The organism is Pseudoalteromonas sp. QJM3NY_22 (assembly GCF_056173065.1).
Window position 1 is genome coordinate 1984974 of the sequence record NZ_CM149655.1, and the last position, 21061, is coordinate 2006034.

Consider the following 21061-nt stretch of genomic DNA (forward strand, 5'->3'; position numbering starts at 1 on the left):
ATTGCAAAGTAAGTGGTAAAGCTTTAGATTGCTATAAAGGAATGCACTCTTTGCTGAATAAGCAATACAAATTAAATTAGTTAGTAACTCTCACATCCCCACTAAAAGCCAACATAAACTGTTGGCTTTTTTATGCTTTTAAATTGTATTAAAAAGCATGAAACTACCATTTTTAAGCAAAATGCGTGTATTTCGATCATAAAGTTGCCCTTAATATGTTGTATCTAAATTCATTTATTACAGTGTTAGGTTTTATTATGACGTCAAAAATAATAGGTGTGAGCGATTTCCCTGATGCATTTTTAACAAAACGCACAGCAAGTAGCATGGGACAAATGGACGATCAAAACGATCCCGTCAATATGATATTAGGTCTAAAAGATGTACGTAAAGCGGCGCATAATTGTGCTGTTTTTCAATCAGGAGCTAAACCAGGGCGTATTGTAATTCCATCAGAAGTCGCAATACGTAAAACACGTCAAATCCCATTTGAAGTAGACCCACCTGAGCACGGCGGTTTTCGTGAACTATTAAATCCATGGTTTAAGCGTCCATTAGATGAGGGTTACCAAGCGCGCTTACAAGCTATTATTGATGAAACAATAGACAACGCCTTCAAAGCCGAGTCGTTAGATGTGGTGTCACAATTTTCACTTCCGCTGCAATCTAAAGCGTTAACGCTGTTACTTAATACCTCAATGGATAAAGCACAAACATGGATAGATTGGGGTACGCACGTATTTAGAAGTGAAGATAGTGACCTTGATAGCGATAAAGCCAATATTCTATACGATTACATTGATGAGCAAATAGAAAACGCCATTGCAATCCCGGGTGATGATTTATATTCAGTGCTTTTAAATTCAGAGGCGAACGGTAAAAAGCTGAGTAAAGAAGAAGTAAAAGGTGTGATGATCCTCACCTTTGCAGGGGGGCGCGATACCGTTATAAACGCGATCACAAACTCTATTGCCTACTTTAGCGAAAACATCAGTGAGTTAAAGCGTATTGATGATGAGCCTGAAATATTAAACAGGGCCGTAGAAGAACTCATTCGCTATTTTTCGCCGCTTACGCAAATGGGCCGCGTCGCTACGCAAGACACAAGCGTATGTGAGCACGCTATAAAAGCCGACACACGAGTTTCGTTATGTTGGGCGTCGGCTAATCGCGATGAAAAGGTATTCAAAGATCCCAACAATGTCAACTTCGACCGAAAAGTTAACCCGCATATTAGTTTTGGTTTTAGTCATCACAATTGTTTGGGCGCAACGCATGCTCGCCAAATTCTACGTCAACTAGTGTTATCACTTGCTAATAAAGTTGCTCGAATAGAGACAATAAAAGCAGATGAAAATATTGAAAAACTAGGTGAGTTTTCAAGAAAGGTAGGCTTTAACAGTCTGCACGTTAGCTTTAAATCAAAATAAAAACACCGTACAAAATAGTTAAATAAATACAGTAACAAGTAAAAGTAGAGGATTAATACGATGGCGAAAGTAATATTTATAACCAAAACAAACGATGCAGTTAAAGTTGAGGGCGACAGTGGCTCGCTAATGGAACTAGCATCAGCAAATGGTGTTGCTGGTATTGATGGTGATTGTGGCGGTGTATGTTCGTGTGCAACGTGTCATATTTACTTAACACCGGATGACTTTAAAAAAGTAGGTACACCCGATGAGATAGAAAGCGACATGCTAGAGCTGGACGATAACGTAACGCAATACAGCCGTTTATGTTGCCAAATTGAGGTGTCTGACAATATTGATGGCATGACCTTCAGAGTAGCCAATTAAAAGCGGGTACAGCATTATGCAAAACACACATACAGAACCAAATCTACTTGAGCAAAGCGTGGTGGTTATTGGCGCAAGCCATGGCGGGGTTAACTTTGCTTTTCCCCTTCGCCAGCAAGGTTGGTTGGGTAAAATTACGTTACTCGACAGCGATCCAGAGCTGCCATATCATCGGCCACCTTTGTCTAAAAAAACGTTGCAATCGGATGATGTAAAATCGACTCCATTAAAAGTAGAAAAAGCTTATACCGATAGCAATATAGACTTATGCTTGGGCCAGCGTGTTACTGCAATTAATAAACAAAGTAAAACAATTACGCTGAAATGTGGAAAGCAAATAGCCTTTCATAAATTAGTGATAGCGACGGGATGTTCGCCCTTTATTCCGCCTATTAAAGGGCTTATTGATACCGTTGACGATAAAGGGAATGCACAATATTTTGCGATGCGAACACACGCAGATGCAGTGGCAATAAAAACAGCACTCAATAAAAGTAATGATAAACAGGTTGTCATTATTGGTGGCGGCTACATTGGCCTTGAGTCGGCGTCATCGTTTATAGCGTTAGGTGTAAAAGTAACGGTAATTGAAAAACAACAAAGCATACTCTCGCGTGTTATATCAGCTGTTATGTCTGACTTTTTAACTCAATTGCACATAAGCAAAGGGGTAGATTTGCAAACAGCAAAAGATGTTGTACAAATAAAGCACACAGCTAATAAACATTATGTTGTATGCAGTGATGGCACTCAATATCCCGCCGATTTTATTTTAGTGGGCGTTGGGGTAAGGCTTAATACCGAGCTTGCAGTGACTGCTGAGTTAGCGCTCGAACAAGGTATCAAAGTAAATGAAGTGTGCCAAACATCACACCCTGATATTTTTTCTATCGGCGACTGTACCTCACATTTTAATAAAATTTATCAGAGATGGATAAGACTTGAATCGGTTCAAAATGCAGTAGAAGAAGCCAAAACAGCTGCACAGTTTTTATCAAAAAATAGTGAATCTGTTCCTGCATTACCTTGGTTTTGGTCAGATCAATACGAGTACAAACTACAGATAGTGGGTTTATCACAAGGGTATAACGAAATTGTCGTACGCGAAGAGTCACCGGATCAATTTTCGCTTTGGTATTTTATTAACGACACATTGTTGTGTGTAGAAGCGGTTAATCATGCTAAAGCCTACGTACTTGGTACACAGGCTATAAAACAAAATATAAAGGTTAATAAGCGGATATTAAGTGATTTAGCAACACCGCTTGCAAAGCAACACCTACTTGAGATGTAGCTGCTGGCGATACTGGTGAGGGGTAACTTTAAAATGGTGCTTAAACTGCTTAATAAAATACGACGGGCTGGAGAAACTCAAGTCGTAAGAAATATCAGTTACCGAGGCATCACTTTGCCCAAGTAGTCGTGCGGCATTATATAGCTTGTGCTGAATAAGGTAGTCGGAGTATGGCACTCTAAAATGCTTTTTAAATACTCGTGAAAAATACGAAGGTGATAAATAACAAAGTGCTGCGGCTTGCTCTAGCGAAAGATTGAGGCCATTTTTTGTTTTTAGCTCATTAACAACGGGTGTTAACTTTTTAAAGCTAGCTGAACCACTCAACGGTTTTTGCTGGTTAGATAAACTACTTTTACCGTATTCGCACACCATGGTTATTAAACTATTAAACAGTTGTTTGCAGGTTTTACTTTTTGGGTTTTCGTTAAACTCGCTCAACATCCATGCGAGTAGTTTATGGATTCTTTTTTGTAGTTCAACGCTAAATGTTAGATGTAAACCGGTTTTCAATAGATCTAAAAACTCTTGTAGGGCTGGGTCGTTAAGGCGCTCAGGCATAAACTGCACAATATACCAAGATTTAGGACGTGGGTTTAAAGCAAAATGATGCGTTTCCATTGCAGGCGTAAAAACGGCCTCAAAATCAGACAGAGTTGATTCACCCTGATGGTAAAAATACGTGCCATCAATTTGTTCAAAAAATATAAATTCGTGCACCTGATGAAAGTGCATAAAACATGAATAGCTATCGTGCTGAAGATAACTTACATGATGAATTTCGAAATCGTAACCGTCTTTTATACAAAACGGTTCACAGTAAATTGTCGGTTGCTTCATAACATAATACTTATATTTAGAGACTTAGGAGTCTACATGTACAAGGCAAAAGCTGCAATTGCAGATGAAAAAGGCGGTTTTTTCTTCGATACCGTTAATGTCGGAAAACCAAGTACTGGCGAAGTAAAAATTAAAATAAAAGCCTCAGGTATTTGTCATACCGATTGGGATTCAATTAAAACGTGGAATAAAAAATTTATCATTGGTCATGAAGGCGCAGGAACCGTTGTTGAGTTGGGCGAAGGTGTAACGGAATTTACTATTGGCGATAAAGTAATACTAAATTGGGCAATTCCGTGTGGTGAGTGTTTCCAGTGCCAAGAGGGTAATTTACACATTTGTGAAGTAAATAGCCCCGTAACTGGCAATGGTTTATGCGGACACGCAGGTAAACAAGCATGTGAGCATAATGGCAATAGCTTAGAGCGCTCATTTCATTTAGGTACGATGAGCGAATACACCGTTGTTAAGGCTGCTGCAGTTATAAAAATACACAGTGACATTCCTTTTCCAAGTATTGTTGGTTGCGGTGTAATGACCGGTTACGGATCAGTGGTTAATGCCGCTAAAGTAAAAGCAGGTTCGTCAGTGGCCGTATTAGGCTGTGGAGGCGTAGGACTAAATGCAATACAAGGGGCTGCAATTTCAGGCGCCGCTAAAATAATAGCAATTGATTTGTCACCGGAGCGATTAACACAAGCTAAAGCATTTGGTGCTACACATACTGTACTTGCTAAAAAGTATGACCCTGATTTAGTTCATATGATAAACGAAGTTAAAGCGCTAACAAATAGTCGCGGAGCCGATTATGCCTTTGAGTGTACAGCAGTGCCGGCACTTGGTTCAGCGCCATTAGCATTAATACGCAGCGCGGGCGTTGCGGTGCAAGTGAGTGGCATTGAGCAAAAAATAGATTTTGATTGCGAACTATTTGAGTGGGATAAAATTTATATAAATCCGCTCTACGGGCAATGTAATCCTAAGCGCGACTTTGCTCAAATACTAGACCTTTATGACGCAAAAAAGCTCAAGCTCGATGAGCTAGTCACAAAAACTTACTCGTTAGATGAGTTACAAACAGGCTTTGACGACATGCTAGCAGGGCGTATCGCTAAAGGTGTCGTCGTGTTTGATGATTAAAGGAGCATAAAATGGCAATTCATCGTTTAGAGGTATCAAATAACTGTTACACCGCTGATAACTTTGTAACGCTAACCGCGTATAGCAGTCACTTAAAAGGGCGAGGTGATATAAGCATTTACCAAGAAGCAACCAGTAATAAAAATGTACCTATAATTGTATTACTGCATGGTGTGTATGGTAGCCACTGGGTGTGGAGCCAGCTAGGGGGCGTACATAAAGTGTATCAGCAGCTTCGTAGCAGTGGCCTTAACGAAGTTTGTATTAGTGATGCCATCAGATGGCGCACACGCCGAGGGCTGCGGGTATTTGCCACTTAAAAATGCAGATTATGAAGCATGGATAGTTGATGATGTGATTAGCGCTGTTATTCAAACTCAACCAATGTGCTCTAGCTCATCAAATATTTATATTACGGGCCTTTCAATGGGAGGGTATGGAGCATTATGTTTAGGTGCAAAGCATCCAACTATTTTTAGCGGTATATCAGCGCATTCATCAATTACTAAGCTTGACGACTTTAATCACTTTGTTGATGAACATACTTTAAAGCCACTAAAAAAAACCACTGATAAGTACAAAGGCGACGTGTTTAAAACATTGATCGCGAATAAAAAGACATTACCGCCACTGCGATTTGATTGCGGAAAAGACGATGTACTTTTTAGTGCTAATACTGCGCTTGCAAAAAAGCTAGTTGATGAAAATGTTCCTCATACGTTCGATATTTTTGCAGGCACCCATTGCTGGGAGTATTAGCACGAACATGTAGCTAAAACTATGATCTTTTTTGCTCAATTAGAAAGTAAAACGCACACACAATTAAAATAAGGAGATAACACATGAAAGTCATTAGCTCACTTTTAATTGCATTTGCATGTACTGCATCATGCAATTTAGTCGCGCAACGATTAATAACATTAAAATTAAGCACTTGCACTTTGCTAATGGTGAGCCAACACTTATAGCAACATCACAAAATATTGGTGTAAAAAATGAGTTACCAAAAAGCATTAACATAGGCGCAGAAGCCACAGTAATTATTGAATATACGTTCAGCAACAATATAAAAATTACTGCTGAGTCTGACGAGCATAAATACTATGCAACAACCTACAAACAGCCAATTAAAGCCAATACAGCGCTTAAATTTAACATTAACGATGTAAAAACAAGTGAATATGGTAAAGGTATATTGCGTTTAAGTTTTGGTAGAGAGCATGATTTAGCTCAACAATCTATCGTTAAAGTAAATGGCACTTTAGTTACTGTACCAACCGATTATGCCGATGATGAGCAAGTATTTCGCCCACAAGTATTTAGCATGCTAGAAATCAAAGTTCCAAACGAGCTGTTAAAAACCAATAATACGATATTAGTTACATACCCAGATGATGGCGGATTTGTTAGTAGCGTGACGCTTCAAGCGTTTGAGTACAGTGATGATATTTAATTTAAAAAACTAACTATTTGTTATGTTATAAAAAGCAAGGTCACTAATTATTAGTGGCCTTAGTTGTCACAGAAGTCTTATTCAATTTTAAAAATAGATGGCATAATTCGTATGCATTAGTGATTGATCTTTATGTGTATTATATTTACTTGTGCTATTGGCCGAAAAGAAAACAGATGCTTTAATGGTCGGCGGAAGCTTATGTTATGTCTATCCCGCACTACTTGTTTATAAGGTACCAATATCAATTTTATTAAAAAAATTTAATGTTTTTAATTTACCTATGGTTCTTTTAGCGAGTGTAACCCCATTTATTGTAATTATTTCAATAGGTTGGGTTGAGTCGGTAGGGCCCTTTTTTTAATTTGCTTTGGCTCTATCGTTGTTGCTATAGGTTGTTGGTATACAGATTTACTCTTTTTTAAAAATAAAAACTAACCAATAACCTGTTGCAGTTTAAAAGAGAATTATCGACTATCAATCATAAGTATATCGAGTTTATGTTGAGCTCTGGTTTGATTCTTTATGTCGATAGGTTCAATCATCTCGCATTCGTCTCTGATCATTTCAGGAATGAGGCTAGGGTAGTGGCGACAGTCCTCTGGGCGGTCGAGATAAATACTGCAGGTGTACATGTTTTTAGCCAAGGGATCTTTTTTAGGCGCAATTTCTAAAAAAGGGCAAGCGTCTAGTCTCAATCCTGTTTTTGGGTCAAACCAAATTTCGTCGTTTTTCACGTATTCGTAGATTTCGGGGTTAAAAAGCTCCCATAAATCAATTTCTTCTTTTGATGCGCTTAAATCGCCACCACCGTATTTAATACAGCACTTACCGCATTGATTACATTGTTTCATAATTTGCTAATTGAATTGGTTGTCAACGAGTTTAAGTTAGCTGTGAGTGTAGCACTGAATTTATTATTCGCTGTTTGCTTAATTAAAAAACCATCCCTTTAATTTGTATGCACACAATAGTTACGGCATTAATCTAGATGCAAAATCCCTTGTTACATTTTATATAGTGCAGACATTATTTAATGGTTTACTCTAAAGGTAGTTAAAAATGTTATGAAATCAGTTTGAGTAACTTGTAGTTGTTACAATTACTGTACAAAAATATTTGATCAGGAATTATCATGAAAGAAGCTGTTACAAAGTTAAAAACAGAATTTAATGCAAAGTTATTGTATTGGAACAATCTTAAAAGTAACAAAGCTAAAGCGCTAATTCTCTTATTGTTTATAGCTGTTATTGCGCTTAAGGTATTTACAACCATCTTTACCTTCGATTGGCTTGCGAGTTTATTTCGCATTTAAGGTTACAAGCAATAATTTCGGTAAAATTTTAATCACAAAGTGTTTAACGCCTACCCGATGTTTATTATTAATGTATTATTACGCTATAGACCAAATTAAATAAATCAGTTGTTAAAACATGTTTTGTAATGGCTGAATGCTATATTTTGGCTAAATTGAGTGAGTAATTGAGTTTAGCTGCATTAAAAGGTAACACGTAATGATGAACACAAAAGTATACAAAGCGGTACACGACTTAGCAGAAGAGCTAATGACGGCTGCTAATAAAAATGATCGTGAAAAGTTTGAGTCTTTATTTGCTCAATTAAAAGCTATTTGTATGGAAAACGAAAATACGTCTAAAGATCACCCAGTGCAATGGGAAACCCTAGCTGATTTTACCGAAGAGCTAGAAGAAGCGATCACCACTTATGAAAAAGCGTTAGAGAAATCAATTGCAATTAATAACAAAGATCATATGTCATCGGTTGCTTTTTCAATGGCTACGTTACAGTTAGAAATAGGTCAAAAAGACGAAGCGATTAAAAACTTACAAAACGCTAAAGTTAGTGCTAATAAAATTGAAGACAAAGAGCTTAAAGCTGAAATACATGACTTACTAGAGTCACTTATTGAAGAGGAAGGTTAAGTATTTAAAAGTATAATTAGCCCCCATTAAATGTGATTTTTGTGGACTTAACTTGATATTAATAACGCGCTGGTGGTTTATACCCAGGGCAAGATCACGAACTTTACCTTGACTTAAAAGTATGATCTTATACTCCTTTTTTAAGGAGCATCCCCATGTCTAACATTCAGCTATTTAAATATTTCGAATCAATCGACGACCCTCGCCAACAAGGTAAAGTTGTTCATAAACTATTTGATATCATATTCTTAGCTGTTAGCGCTGTTGTTTCAGGCTGTCAGGGCTGGGAAGAGATTGAAGATTTTGGTCATGATAGACTAGATTGGCTCAGAAAATATGTTCTTCTTGAACAAGGGATCCCTCGCCATGACACAATTGCTCGTGTAATGAGCCGTATTGACATGACGCAATTCCAAGATTCCTTTTCTTCTTGGATGAAAGCCTGCTCCAAATTAACTCAAGGCGGTGTAGTTGCTATTGACGGTAAACGATTGAAAGGTTCATTTAATCAGTCAGATAGACGCGATGCGCTTTATATGATCAGTGCATTTGCATGCGAAAATGGTGTTGTTTTGGCACAATGCCCTGTTGATAAAAAGTCGAATGAAATAAAAGCGTTGCCAGAGCTGCTTGAATTATTAGAGATAAAAGGCTGCTTAGTAACGATTGACGCTATGGGGTGTCAAAAATCAATTGCAAAAAAAATAGTTGGTAAAGAAGCCGATTACTTACTTGCGGTAAAAGCAAACCATAAAAAGCTACTGTCACAAATAGAAGATGTGTTATTACCTGAGGTAGCACGACAAGCATCTGATGGGCTCTTGTTTAACGAAGCCGATTATCAAAAAAATAGAGAAGAATTTAGGTGCTGTGCAGTGAGCCATAACGTGAGCGGTTTATCAGAAACGATACACTGGGAGGGTGTAAAAACAGTGGGTGTTATTGTTTCTTATAGGAAAGAAAAAGGTAAATTAAGCAATGAGTTATGCTATAGATACTATATTAGTTCAGCGAATTTAACAGCGGAAGAACTCGCGAGAGGAGCACGACAACATTGGCAAATAGAAAATGGATTACATTGGCGTTTAGATGTAGGATTTAAAGAAGATGAGTGTCGAATTAGGCGCGAAGGTGCAGCACCTGTATTTGCGGGGCTGAGACACATCGCATTTAATCAGCTAAAAGCAGAAAAAAGCTTTAGTAAAGGCATGCCCGCAAAACAGAAAAAAGCTATGCGCAGTACAGCCTACCTTGAAAAGGTACTGAACGCATAGACTTTTTTCATGCTCTTGCCCTGAGGCAATATCTAACTATCTTAGTAAATTATTTACACTACCTTTAAGTATTATCCAGGCAATTTACTCTTTGCTGTTTGGTTTTTACTTAGCCCGCGAGGTTACAAATCTTACGACGTGGTTAAATCGTCTCAGATAGAGCAAATTTAATCCAAAGAGCTGAACAGGGCCTGCATAAAACGTATTATTTACGGTATTAAAATTGGTATAAGGAGGCACTTATTAAAATTAAAATAGTTTTAGCTTTGTCGATTGCCGCACTATTTGTTTTTTATCTACGTGCCGAGTTTTTTTTGCTAAGTCCAGATGCCTCTGATACTGATGACTCACCCGAAAGTGAAGTTACTTTAGAGACAACACGCTTTGTTTCAACTAAGGCGGAACAGCACTTGGGAGTTGTGTTTGATAGCTGTGATACGAAATTAAGCGATATGAAAGTCAATGATGAGTTTTCTATTTGTATTGAACTACTTCTTATTGAATTACGTGATGAAACGGTAGAGATTAAACTTGCAACAACGCAACCTCTTTATTTGGCATGGATTAAGGTAAATTGGCCATCAGCCTTAGAGCATATGCTTGGGCTGGATACCATAATGCGAAATCGCTTACTAAATAGTGTTGTTCCTGTCATTGGTCAATATGATCTACAAAATTTGTCTGAGTGGATTCAAAATAAAGGATTTGATAATAGCACTCAAGTTGATTTAATCACTGTTGCATACTCTTCGCTTATGGATGAGAGCCCCATTACAGCCATTGAAGACGTAAGATTTTCTTTGAGCCCTGCCGTTAAATCTGGTGTGATTGATAAACTGTTAAATCAATGGAGTAGAAAAAATGCTGGCGCAGTGATGGAGTGGTTTAGCCAACAGCCACGCCCAGATATGTATGCGCATTTAATGGGTTTTGTTTTGATGCAATTAATACAGCAGCAACCAAATGATGCTGAAAATATAATTTCAGAATTGCCTAACTCTCAATTAAAATTTGAGACCATTAAATTTTACACAAAAAAACTCGCTTCAGAAAATTTAGAACAGTCTTTGAACTGGGTTAATAGTATTGAAGATGAAGCAAGTAGGCATGTAGGCATGTAGGAATAGTGCAACTACTGAAATATATGGCGACTAACGAGGAATATATAGGTCGTTCGTTTGACGTGGCATTAGCGCAAGAAGATCCTTTTTTCCGTGATAAGCTATTAAATAACCTTAGTATTGATATACCTTATAATAAATGTAACTATTCACCATGGTAAATTATTTTCAAAGGATCTTTTTTAACTATTGACCGATCCCGCCAGTATGCCAAGCTAGGGCTATGACCTAATAGCCCTAGCTTCAATGAATTTAAACAGCATCAACATCGACGAAATCGTTGAGAAAACCAAAGCTCAATTACAAGAAGGTAAAACTCTCACGCCTGCGCTGAAGATGTCTATTGAACTCATTCTGGTTGTCGTTGTTATGTTAGCAAGTAAATTAGGACTTAACAGTAACAATAGCAGTATCCCGCCATCAAAAGACATCAACCGAAAAAAACAAAACAAAGAGAAATCAGCCAAGTCAGCGGGTGGTCAAAAAGGCCGTGCAGGTAAAACACTAACCCAAACACAGACGCCTGATGAGATCAAAATCATCCTAGTTGAACGTGATTTTTTACCGAAAGGTCACTACCGTGAAATTGGCTTTCAAAAACGACAGGTTGTCGATATAGATATCAGGAAAGTGGTCACTGAATACCAAGCACAAATTCTGGAAAATGAGCAAGGTAAGCGTTTTATTGGTGAATTTCCAGAAGACGTTAACAGTCCTATTCAATATGGGGTTGGTGTAAAAGCCCATGCAGTTTACCTATCCCAATATCAATTACTCCCTTACAACCGCATTGAAGAATATTTTTGTGATCAACTCGGTATTCCAATCAGTGCGGGTAGTTTATTTAACTTTAATGAACAAGCAGCGGCCTTGGTAAAGTCCTCCGGCGCAGAAGCCGCGCTCAAGAAAGCCCTGAAAACGACTTATCAAGCCTTACACGTTGATGAAACGGGGATTAATATAGGTGGTAAACGACGATGGCTTCATGGTGCATCAACGACGTGGTGGACGTATTTTTACCCGCATGAGAAAAGAGGGAAAATAGCGATGGATGACGCCGATATTTTACCTCACTTTACTGGGGTACTATGCCACGACCACTGGAAACCGTATTATCAATATACACAGTGCCAACATGCCTTGTGTAATGCACATCATATCCGAGAGTTAGAAAGGGCATGGGAGCAAGACGGTATGCAATGGGCAAAGGATTTGCAAACCCTACTGACTGAAATCAATAAACATCAAATAGATAACCCCGAGCTAGATGCAGACACAAAAGCTCACTATATAGAGAAATATCAACAAATATTGGCTCAAGGTGACATTAAATGCCCTCCACCGGATAGAAACAGCCGAGTAAAAGGCCAGCGAGGCAGATTGAAACGAACAAAGTCTAGAGCGTTGTTAGAGCGGTTAAGAGATTATCAAGATGATGTCTTACGGTTCATGACGGAAACAGCGGTGCCTTTTAGCAACAACCAAGGTGAGAATGATATTAGGATGACCAAGGTTCATCAAAAGATATCTGGGTGCTTCAGAAGCATGCAAGGTGCAGAGATGTTTTGTTTAATCAGAAGCTACCTCTCGACTTGCAGAAAACAGCGTGTATCAGCAAGCCTAGCCCTTGAATTACTCTTCAAAAATCAGTTACCTGATATATTTATTGAAAATGTGGCTGAATAGTTACTAATAAATTAGGTATGTTGATTGATTTAGCGCCCACACTGCCAGTTTCTGCTAAAAAATGGGTAATGAGCAATATTGGCTCTCGTTTAATTGAAAATGATCCTGATATGGCACGTGATTGGCTGAAGTCATTAATGCCGAGTAATGAAGCTAGTTACGCAAAACGTATTGTTGGCGAAAAATCTATTGAACGTGATTTACCTTTTGCTACAGAGCTTGCTAATGATATATCGGATCAAGATGAGCGAATGTTATTAATAGAATCAATATTAAAATTTGTTTACGGACAAGATGATTTTGATTTTGAATTATTATACGAAACATTAAGATTGTCATCGAGTGAAATAGATCAAGCGAAAATAAAATTTTATAACGCTGATAAACACTAGGGGCTGTTGATCTTTGTAGTATATATATTAATCAGCCCATATTGGTAGCCACATCATAGTGAATGCTAAAGCGAGCATGGAATGATAATTCCGCTCAAGCTTTTCATACCGTGTGGCTATCCCTCTATATTGTTTGATCCGACCAAAGGCATTCTCAACTAAGTGCCTATATTTGTACATGCACCAGTCAATATCTTCATTACCCACTAAACTGTTATCCTTGCGTGGAATAACGGGTGTAGCGCTATTGTCACGAATAAACTCTCTTAGTTTTTCACTATCGTAGCCTTTATCTGCGACAACAACATTACTCGTTGGGCAATTGGCTACAAGTGACTCTGCATGGACGATATCATGCGTATTTCCACAGGATAATTCATAATAAACAGGCAATCCTCCGCTATCTACTGCAAGATGAATTTTAGTCGAATTACCACCTCGACTCTTACCGATTGATTCATTGTCAGCGGTTCTTGCACCGCAACTATGCTGGTGAGCCCTGACAATACTGCCATCAATAAAGATCCAATCCATATCAGCATAGTGGGATAACACTCGAAATAATTCATTCAAAATATCTTTTTTGGACCATAAATTAAATCGTCTATAAATAGCACTCCACGAGCCGAAATAAGACGGTAAATCTCGCCAAGGAATACCGGTACGCATCCTATAGAGTATGCCTTCGAGCGTTTTTCTATGCTCAGGCTTATTATAAATTCGACCACTTAAGTGCATTACTTTTGATAAGACATTCCATGTCGCGTCTGTTAACATTAATCTTGGCATGAGGGTTCGTGTAATGTTTTTTAGCGAATTCAATTATACCTTATCCTTATGCTGTTTGTTTTTTATACCGCAAAGATCAACACGCCCTAGCGCCTGCTTATCTTTTGAGGTTAAATTTACAGCAGTGCGTTTGGTATTTAGGCAAGGCAGAGCCTATGTAGTGTGGCTATTCCCCAATAGGTGACTACTATACATAAAGAACACACGCGCTGCCCACGGTTTCTTTCATCGTTGCCTGTTATAGGTAGGAGGTAAGGAGTGAGTAGGACGCAGCAGCAGTTACCGAGCCCACTAGATTACAAATCTCGCGCTGCAATTAAATTCCCCCTGAGTTGAACAAATTTAATCCTCAAAGATCAGCAAGCGCTGCTAGCAACATAAAGCTTGTTAGCTTAATTATTAAGCCGACAAAGTATTTATGAACAAATTTATTTTTATGAAGATAATAGTAGATGCCGATTTTTATTTTTAATTAAATAGAGGGGTGGTGATGTATTTATTTTTTGAGATTAATTAATCTGAACTTTGGTCAAGATACTTACTAATATATTGAATTATAAAGATATTTAAATTTATTTTCTCTAGCCTGAGGTTTTCAGTGAAAATAAGGCGAATTCACGCGTCAATAGCTGCTCGAGATAGATTTACTATCCAGAGTTCAGATTAATTATACTCAATGCGGCTTTAATAGCCGCATTAAGTAGTTTTGGGGAGCTTAAATTTTATTACTCCGTGTCGTATAACGAGAAGTAATAAAACCTAGTATTACAAATATTTTAGAATGACTTAGTTTGCTTTGTAAACACGTACCCAATCAATCCAAAATATACTTTTGTTTGAATCAGCTAGCTCGGTTGAATTCGGTTTTACATCACGCCAAGGCTGATGTTCCATATCTAAAATGATGTGCATTGGTTTATTTAGCCCTGTGCCGCCTGTATAGCCTTCAGGATCAATTATATTCGGACCCGAAACGCTGCGAACTAATACACCATCAATATAGTAATCTAGGTTCCATGCGTCCTTCCAATGTACACCGTAGCGACGAAATTTATTTCGGTATGTTTCACCGCTATTGTATACCCATGCGCCTGCGTCTTTTGGTTGGTAATCTTGAAATGGCTCACGTATAAAAACATGGTGACTTACGTGCATACGTTGGTCAAACCACTCTTGCCCTACACGATCACTGCCGTAGGACTCCATTGCATCAATTTCTTGAGTTGAATCAGAGCTCAGCATCCATACGGCATTAGCCATAGTGTTATTACTCGGTTTTACCATTGCCTCAAGATAAAGTGGGTATGTAAAAGTTGCTTTTGAAGAAACAATTCCCGAAAGCACTTTATTTGTTCCTGCTTTTTCAGTTGCCTGAAGGCCTAACGCACCACCAGTAGTGTAGGAATGACCTGAACTGAATTCAGTATCACCAGGCCCAAGCCAAGCATTAATATACGAAGCATTCCAACGATTGGTAAATGCTGCCGGTTTATTTGAAGTACCGGCTTGGTAGTTAAATTGGTCGGAAACAGTTTGTAATTGCCATGTTTTACCTGATCCAGCAGAAGCCGGAATACTATATGCGTCCCAATCTGCAGAATGTGTTGCTGTGCAGAGTATTGCGCAAGTAGAACAGGATAGTAGTTTTAATATATTCATATAAAATCTCCATGCAAATTAATGTAGATATGCTTCTTTAACTAGTGCGAGTAACTTTAGTGAATTTAATCATCGAAAGATAAACAGGCCCTAGATGAAACAATCTCTTTTGTGTGTACCTTCTATTATTTGTATCCATATTCAAACTCAAGCTTATGAAAATACCAGCATAAGCACACCGACATGGATACGTTTTAATAAAAGTGAAATAGTGTGTAATGTAACTTTGTTGTACTGATTTTAAAGTAACACCAAAGCAACTGTTTAATGTTTACATAATTACACATTGTTAACAATAGATAATTAAATATTTATTTTGTTAGTAATTTAATCGCACCTGTTAACATTGTGTTTTTGCTTGGGCGAGATGTTTTTTCTCTGTATCAATCAGTTTAACTTTTATCAAAATAGAGATATTACTACTGCTAATAAATACCTAATATTGGAACTAGAGAAATATTTTAAATGAAGCAAGGTTGGATTTTTTTTATAACTTGATGTATAAATTGAAAAATAATTTGTTTTTATTTTTACAATTTTTATTTAAATCTATAGTAAAGAGCTATGCTAGGGACGTTGAGTTATTAATATTTTAACAATTAGAAGTATGAAGTGAATGAACGTTTTACAAAGCAGTGAACGACACTAATATTTAGACAAATGTTTCATGAAACAAAAAATTTACATTTAAAGCGAAGAGCCTTGTAAGCAGCTTCGCTTTTATGTTTTTAGTTGCATCAAAATAAAGGCTAATATCTAGGGTCTTATATGATCAATCTACTCCTATAAATCCGCCAGTTTGGTGAGTCCAAAGTGCAGCGTAAATTCCGCCTTTAGCGATTAGTTCCTCGTGAGTGCCTTGTTCAACCACGCCGCCATCATCGAGTACAATTAATCTATCCATTTGTGCAATGGTTGATAGCCTGTGCGCTATGGCAATAACTGTTTTGCCTGTCATTAAATCATCAAGACTTGCCTGAATTGCGGCTTCTACTTCTGAGTCGAGTGCGCTTGTGGCTTCGTCTAGTATAAGTATTGGTGCATTTTTAAGTAGCACTCGTGCAATAGCAATTCGCTGGCGCTGACCGCCCGAAAGAGTAACACCGCGTTCGCCCACTTGTGCATCAAAGCCTTTATTGCCTTTGCTGTCAACTAAGTCGTTTATAAACTCAAGTGCCTTAGCTTGTTTGGTCGCGTTGAGCATTTCATCGTGGGTTGCATCGGGGCGACCGTACAAAATATTGTCTTTTACTGAGCGATGTAGCAAGGAGGTATCTTGCGTTACCATGGCTATATATCGGCGTAGGCTTTCTTGGCTTACGTCTGTGATGTTTTGCCCATCAATTTTTATTGTTCCTGAGTCAGTATCGTAAAAGCGCAGCAACAAGTTAACAAGCGTTGATTTACCTGCGCCAGAGCGACCGACTAAACCAATTTTTTCGCCAGGTTTAATGTTTAAGTTTAAACCGTCCATTACTGGGCTTCGATTAGTTTCGTTTGCAGCTTTACCGTAGTTAAAGTGTACGTTGTTAAACTCAATGGCGCCTTGGCTTACGTGAAGTGTATCGGCGTTTGCTTTATCGGCAACTTCGATAGGGTTTGACAGTGTTTTCATACCATCGGCTACGGTGCCAATGTTTTCAAATAAGCTGCTTATTTCCCACATGATCCACTGCGCCATACCGTTTAATCTAAGCGCTAAGCTAACAGCAACTGCAATAGCTCCGGCGCTAATTGCGCTAAGCGACCATAAATAAAGTGATACAGCGGCAACCGAAAATACTAATAGGTAATTTAAGCTTTGAATAACAAAGTTTAAGCTGGTTACTAAGCGCATTTGCTTGTACACGGGCTGTAAAAATACATCCATGCTTTGTTTTGCGTATTGCTCTTCACGTTGGGTATACGAAAACAATTTAATGGTAGAAATATTAGTGTAGCTATCAACAATACGACCAGTCATTTCTGAGCGCGCATCGGCTTGTGAGCTGGCAATTTTTTTAAGGCGCGGTACAAAATAAAGCTGCACGCAGATGTATAAAGCTAACCAAACCAGTAACGGGATCATTAAGCGCCAATCGGCTTCGGCAACTAAAAATACCATAGAGCCAAAATAAACGACGATATACATTAATACATCGAGTAGTTTAGTCACTGTTTCGCGAATGGCTAAAGAAGTTTGCAGTACTTTAGTGGCTATTCTTCCTGCAAATTCATTTTGATAAAAGCTAACACTTTGGCGCAGTAAATAACGATGTGCTAACCAGCGAATTGACATAGGATAATTACCCAATAGGGCTTGGTGCAAAATAGCAGAGTGAAAAAATACAACAACGGGCAGCACAACTAACAGCATTACGGCCATTTTTATAAGTTCTGACTTTTGCTCTACAAACAAAGTCTCGGGTGTATAGGCCGTTAACCAATCGACAAGTTGGCCCATGTAGCTAAATAAAGAAACCTCTAAAATAGCAAGCATGGCCGCACTGATTGACATAAGTAGTAGCGACAGCTCCATTCCTTTGGTGTAGTGGCGACAAAAAGCAAATAAAGTAGAAGGCGGCTGAGTGGATTGGTCCTCAGGAAATGCTTTTGTCATTTTTTCAAATAATCGATACATTTTAAAAACTTAAATGGCAAATAATGGCGAGTATCATACCATTTAAGTATTTTTAAATGCAGGTTTGTAGGTCATTAATTATGAGTATTATTCTTATTTATTGCGTTGGGTTACTTAGATTTATTCCTTCGCTCATGTATAAATCGTCATATCTGAGATCACCATTTCCGTAAGGCTTTTTAATTGGGCCTGTATTACAGTTTGCTAAAAAGTATATAAGCGGTTGTTCGCGCTTCATTCTAAATTGTGCATTTTTATATACCAGTGTTTGATTGTTAAATTCACCGCCTTTTACATAAACATCGTATTGTTGACCTTGCTCTGAGACTGCTGAATTATTAACAACGTACCATACGTCGTATCAGGTATTTGTTTGCAGAGGCTTGGCTGATTGCTTACTAGTGTAGTTTTGAATATTGCTATACCCGCTGTCGGTTTTAACAATTAATGCACCATCGTTTACAAACCCGTTTGATTCTGTTTTATCGGTTACGCGAAGTGTTGGCTCAAACGCATCGTACGCATGTTTATTAATTAACTCCGGAGTAAGATTACTCAGCCCAAAAGCCTGATTATTGGGAAACGCAGCGACGTTTATACGTATATAAAATGTGTAGGTTTGACCAACTTCAACCGCTTGTGGAAGCTTTGTATAAGAAAGCGCTTTACGATTTCCTACAATGCCTTCTGCCGCAGGCTTTTTTAGTAAATAATGATTTATTGATGAGTTTGCTTGTTCTGGTTGTATAACTGTTATTTGTGGATTTTTAACTTGTGGTTTGGTTTCATTTTGAGTATCAACACTTTGCCACTTGCTAAGTGAATGTTCAAAGTCATCAATAAGCAGCCAATCGCTCGATGTGTTTTCTTGAATGTTTGAACATGCTGATAGCGTGCTGAATAAGCAAAGAAATAAAATGTGTTTAGAAGACATAATTGGCTCTCGTAATATTATTGATATTTGGTTAACCAATTTAAATTTTGGCTATAGTTTTTATTGAAAGTCATATAACCAATTTAACTTTTTTATGTCAATCATTAAAACATTAGTTATGGTTTGATAGAGCTTGAAAAATGTAATATTGTCATTGTATTCAATCAGCTCAGCGAATTTTAGCTGAGTTGAAATTAATTAAATTATTAGGACGTTTTATGTATACGGGTTCGTGTTTGTGCGGTGAAGTAAGTGTTGAAGTATTGGGTAGTATAACCAGCATTATTCATTGCCATTGTTCACTATGTAGAAAAAATAGCGGGACTGCATTTGCAACTAATGGCTTTGTAAATACAGATGACTTTACAATAACGAAAGGGCAAGAACGACTCAGTGAATATAGTTTTAAAGCAGGGCGTACGCGCTATTTTTGTAAATGTTGTGGCTCTCCTGTTTATAGTAGTAATGCAGATGACAAAAGCAGAATACGAATTCGTCTAGGTATATTTGATAGCGATATTACTGAACAAGTATTGTCGCATAACTTTGTTACATCTAAGGCTAACTGGGAGCTGTTAGAAACAAGCTTACCGTGCTATGAAAAACATGAACCTGGGCGGTAAGACGTTTTATTCAATGTGGTAAATGCTGTTAATACTTTTATAAAGGTTTGGCGCAAAATTTTTAAACACAGGTGAGTTTTGTATTTCATCAACGTTAATATGCATCAACGTATGTTGGCACAATATCAATACTATATTTTTATATTCATTAAACTCTATTAGCGCCAAGCATTTAAAATGTTGCCTTATCAGTACCAAAAGGGCTTGTAATTCTTGACCTGTTTGCGGGTTTAAATTAACGATTACTTGAGTATTTGGCTCACTACAGCGATTTATGTTTTGCCAAAAGCTGTCACTGGTTAAAAAAGGCTGATGATGTTCACCACTAAAAAGATCAATAGTAATTACGTTAAAGTTAGCTGTGCATTTTGAAATATACTGCTCAGCGCATTGTAAGTGGATATTGTGGTTACTTGGTAGGTTAAATAATTGCGTTGCAATAGAGGCTATATTTGGGTTTATTTCGATTGTACTAAATGTATTAATGATATTTATGTAAGGCGTATGGTTTTGCAGGTGATACATGATTCGCTCAAACCCTGCGGTTCCTAAGCCTAAATTTAATATGTTTAGTGTATTTACAGGTTTAAGTAAAAAGAGCAACATGCATTGATTTACAGGGACGATTACTTGTTCTGGATGCACAAGGCACATAACACCTTGAATAGTAATATCTTCATCTTTTTTTTGTGCAAGTGTTAGCCAACGATACTGTTGATTTTGAAATACAGTTATAGGGCCAAAATCAGTTTGTTCTGATTTGATTTGGTTTGCTTCAATGGTATCGTTTTTTAGCTGACGCATAACTTAAACTTTTTTATAAACACGTTCATAGTGTGCCACGAAAAATAAATTTTTAAATAGATTATTGTGCAGAACATATGTAATTTTACTTATTACTATAATAGTGTATTGGCAATTAACTGCTTAAGTATTATTCAAGGATTGAAAATGGGATTAATTTTAGGGCCAGCTGTTTTAGTATGGTTTGCAGTATTTATTTATTCTTTACAATTAGGACATGCGTTTATTTATAAAAATATGAGTGTATTAACGACAGTATCTACTTTTGTAATTAGTATTATTGGTATGCTGGCTTTTATTACGTATGGATATAGGCAGTTTGTAAATAATACCTCTGTTTGGGCATTTGAGATCCCAAGTTACTTTTTATTTAACAAAATTGCTTTTATAGGTGTATTAAGTGGTTTTTTACTTAACTACTATATTAATCCTGCAAATAATTCTGATTTTTTGAGCTGTTTAGCATTTGTATTAATATTTATGTTTTCTGCTGGTGTGCTTGCAAGCTTAGGAGGACATAAGGCGTTTTTAAAAGAATTTGGTATTAAAACCACTCATTAAAGTATACATAATCAGTTTTGGCCCAGTATCTATTGGAATTAAATAGCTTTTACTATCCGCGTAACCTCTTGTAAATGCGCTTTAGCGTGCTCCTTTCTACATCTACCTCAAATGTATTGCCATAAAATC

The 21061-nt window shown here is 37.5% G+C and carries 22 protein-coding genes and 1 pseudogene; 16 read left to right on the forward strand and 7 right to left on the reverse strand.

The features are described 5' to 3' along the window. Nucleotides 1-257 precede the first annotated feature (257 nt). From AC0VZ4_RS08820 to AC0VZ4_RS08830, 3 genes are read left to right on the forward strand one after another with little or no spacing between them, the layout of a single operon-like run. The gene (locus AC0VZ4_RS08820; RefSeq protein WP_475441485.1) at nt 258-1430 is read left to right on the forward strand and encodes a cytochrome P450; all 1173 of its coding nucleotides are present in this window, start codon (nt 258-260) and stop codon (nt 1428-1430) included. A 60-nt stretch (nt 1431-1490) separates the two neighbouring features. Beyond that, on the forward strand, nt 1491-1799 hold the full coding sequence (locus AC0VZ4_RS08825; protein WP_475441486.1) for a 2Fe-2S iron-sulfur cluster-binding protein: 309 nt from the start codon (nt 1491-1493) through the stop codon (nt 1797-1799). Between the two features lie 16 nt (nt 1800-1815). After that, complete coding sequence (locus tag AC0VZ4_RS08830; RefSeq protein WP_475441487.1) at nt 1816-3093, forward strand: NAD(P)/FAD-dependent oxidoreductase; 1278 nt, start codon at nt 1816-1818, stop codon at nt 3091-3093. On the opposite strand, the gene AC0VZ4_RS08835 is transcribed toward AC0VZ4_RS08830, so the two are convergent. Beyond that, nucleotides 3079-3933: a helix-turn-helix domain-containing protein gene (locus tag AC0VZ4_RS08835; RefSeq protein ID WP_475441488.1), complete on the reverse strand. Its 855-nt coding sequence runs from the start codon at nt 3931-3933 to the stop codon at nt 3079-3081. The two genes, AC0VZ4_RS08830 and AC0VZ4_RS08835, sit on opposite strands and share 15 nt — an antisense overlap. A gap of 36 nt (nt 3934-3969) precedes the next feature. Between AC0VZ4_RS08835 and AC0VZ4_RS08840 the strand changes: the two genes are divergently transcribed. From AC0VZ4_RS08840 to AC0VZ4_RS08855, 4 genes are all read left to right on the forward strand, one after another. Then, the gene (locus AC0VZ4_RS08840; RefSeq protein ID WP_475441489.1) at nt 3970-5073 is read left to right on the forward strand and encodes a Zn-dependent alcohol dehydrogenase; all 1104 of its coding nucleotides are present in this window, start codon (nt 3970-3972) and stop codon (nt 5071-5073) included. Between the two features lie 11 nt (nt 5074-5084). Beyond that, nucleotides 5085-5393, forward strand: a complete 309-nt coding sequence (locus AC0VZ4_RS08845; protein ID WP_475441490.1) for a hypothetical protein — start codon at nt 5085-5087, stop codon at nt 5391-5393. Then, nucleotides 5317-5832: an alpha/beta hydrolase gene (locus AC0VZ4_RS08850; RefSeq protein WP_475441491.1), complete on the forward strand. Its 516-nt coding sequence runs from the start codon at nt 5317-5319 to the stop codon at nt 5830-5832. The genes AC0VZ4_RS08845 and AC0VZ4_RS08850 overlap by 77 nt, the downstream gene beginning before the upstream one ends. Nucleotides 5833-5962: 130 nt before the next feature. Further along, entirely contained in the window at nt 5963-6526 is a 564-nt protein-coding gene (locus tag AC0VZ4_RS08855; RefSeq protein ID WP_475441492.1) for a hypothetical protein, read from the forward strand. A 467-nt stretch (nt 6527-6993) separates the two neighbouring features. Here AC0VZ4_RS08855 and AC0VZ4_RS08860 read toward each other — a convergent pair whose 3' ends face one another. Continuing rightward, nucleotides 6994-7380, reverse strand: a complete 387-nt coding sequence (locus AC0VZ4_RS08860; RefSeq protein WP_033029369.1) for a YkgJ family cysteine cluster protein — start codon at nt 7378-7380, stop codon at nt 6994-6996. A gap of 281 nt (nt 7381-7661) precedes the next feature. Here AC0VZ4_RS08860 and AC0VZ4_RS08865 point away from each other — a divergent pair, with 281 nt between their 5' ends. The 7 genes from AC0VZ4_RS08865 (at nt 7662) to AC0VZ4_RS08895 (ending at nt 12942) form a co-directional block, all read left to right on the forward strand. Next, complete coding sequence (locus AC0VZ4_RS08865) at nt 7662-7841, forward strand: hypothetical protein (protein WP_475441493.1); 180 nt, start codon at nt 7662-7664, stop codon at nt 7839-7841. Nucleotides 7842-8040: 199 nt separating this feature from the next. Then, nucleotides 8041-8469, forward strand: a complete 429-nt coding sequence (locus AC0VZ4_RS08870; protein WP_007378076.1) for a hypothetical protein — start codon at nt 8041-8043, stop codon at nt 8467-8469. 155 nt (nt 8470-8624) lie between these two features. Then, a complete protein-coding gene (locus AC0VZ4_RS08875) occupies nt 8625-9743 on the forward strand; it encodes an ISAs1 family transposase (RefSeq protein WP_337119902.1) in 1119 nt (372 codons plus the stop codon). A gap of 266 nt (nt 9744-10009) precedes the next feature. After that, on the forward strand, nt 10010-10864 hold the full coding sequence (locus AC0VZ4_RS08880; protein ID WP_475441494.1) for a hypothetical protein: 855 nt from the start codon (nt 10010-10012) through the stop codon (nt 10862-10864). Between the two features lie 23 nt (nt 10865-10887). Beyond that, the gene (locus tag AC0VZ4_RS08885) at nt 10888-11025 is read left to right on the forward strand and encodes a hypothetical protein (protein WP_475441495.1); all 138 of its coding nucleotides are present in this window, start codon (nt 10888-10890) and stop codon (nt 11023-11025) included. Between the two features lie 85 nt (nt 11026-11110). After that, complete coding sequence (gene tnpC / locus AC0VZ4_RS08890) at nt 11111-12550, forward strand: IS66 family transposase (RefSeq protein WP_475440309.1); 1440 nt, start codon at nt 11111-11113, stop codon at nt 12548-12550. A 17-nt stretch (nt 12551-12567) separates the two neighbouring features. Then, nucleotides 12568-12942: a hypothetical protein gene (locus AC0VZ4_RS08895; RefSeq protein WP_475441496.1), complete on the forward strand. Its 375-nt coding sequence runs from the start codon at nt 12568-12570 to the stop codon at nt 12940-12942. 27 nt (nt 12943-12969) lie between these two features. On the opposite strand, the gene AC0VZ4_RS08900 is transcribed toward AC0VZ4_RS08895, so the two are convergent. From AC0VZ4_RS08900 to AC0VZ4_RS08915, 4 genes and pseudogenes are all read right to left on the reverse strand, one after another. After that, a complete protein-coding gene (locus AC0VZ4_RS08900; protein WP_475439680.1) occupies nt 12970-13731 on the reverse strand; it encodes an IS5 family transposase in 762 nt (253 codons plus the stop codon). Nucleotides 13732-14517: 786 nt separating this feature from the next. Further along, the gene (locus AC0VZ4_RS08905) at nt 14518-15390 is read right to left on the reverse strand and encodes a LamG domain-containing protein (protein WP_198402992.1); all 873 of its coding nucleotides are present in this window, start codon (nt 15388-15390) and stop codon (nt 14518-14520) included. 772 nt (nt 15391-16162) lie between these two features. Further along, nucleotides 16163-18010 (reverse strand): ABC transporter ATP-binding protein, encoded by a 1848-nt coding sequence (locus AC0VZ4_RS08910; RefSeq protein WP_475441497.1) that lies wholly within the window; start codon nt 18008-18010, stop codon nt 16163-16165. 97 nt (nt 18011-18107) lie between these two features. Then, a pseudogene (locus AC0VZ4_RS08915) lies at nt 18108-18944 on the reverse strand (hypothetical protein). A gap of 218 nt (nt 18945-19162) precedes the next feature. On the opposite strand from AC0VZ4_RS08915, the gene AC0VZ4_RS08920 reads away from it, so the two are divergent. After that, a complete protein-coding gene (locus AC0VZ4_RS08920) occupies nt 19163-19567 on the forward strand; it encodes a GFA family protein (RefSeq protein ID WP_007375699.1) in 405 nt (134 codons plus the stop codon). Nucleotides 19568-19573: 6 nt separating this feature from the next. Here the strand turns inward: AC0VZ4_RS08920 and AC0VZ4_RS08925 are convergent, their stop codons facing one another. After that, nucleotides 19574-20371 (reverse strand): class I SAM-dependent methyltransferase, encoded by a 798-nt coding sequence (locus AC0VZ4_RS08925; protein ID WP_475441498.1) that lies wholly within the window; start codon nt 20369-20371, stop codon nt 19574-19576. A gap of 147 nt (nt 20372-20518) precedes the next feature. On the opposite strand from AC0VZ4_RS08925, the gene AC0VZ4_RS08930 reads away from it, so the two are divergent. Beyond that, nucleotides 20519-20932, forward strand: a complete 414-nt coding sequence (locus AC0VZ4_RS08930) for a hypothetical protein (RefSeq protein WP_475441499.1) — start codon at nt 20519-20521, stop codon at nt 20930-20932. Nucleotides 20933-21061: the final 129 nt, after the last annotated feature.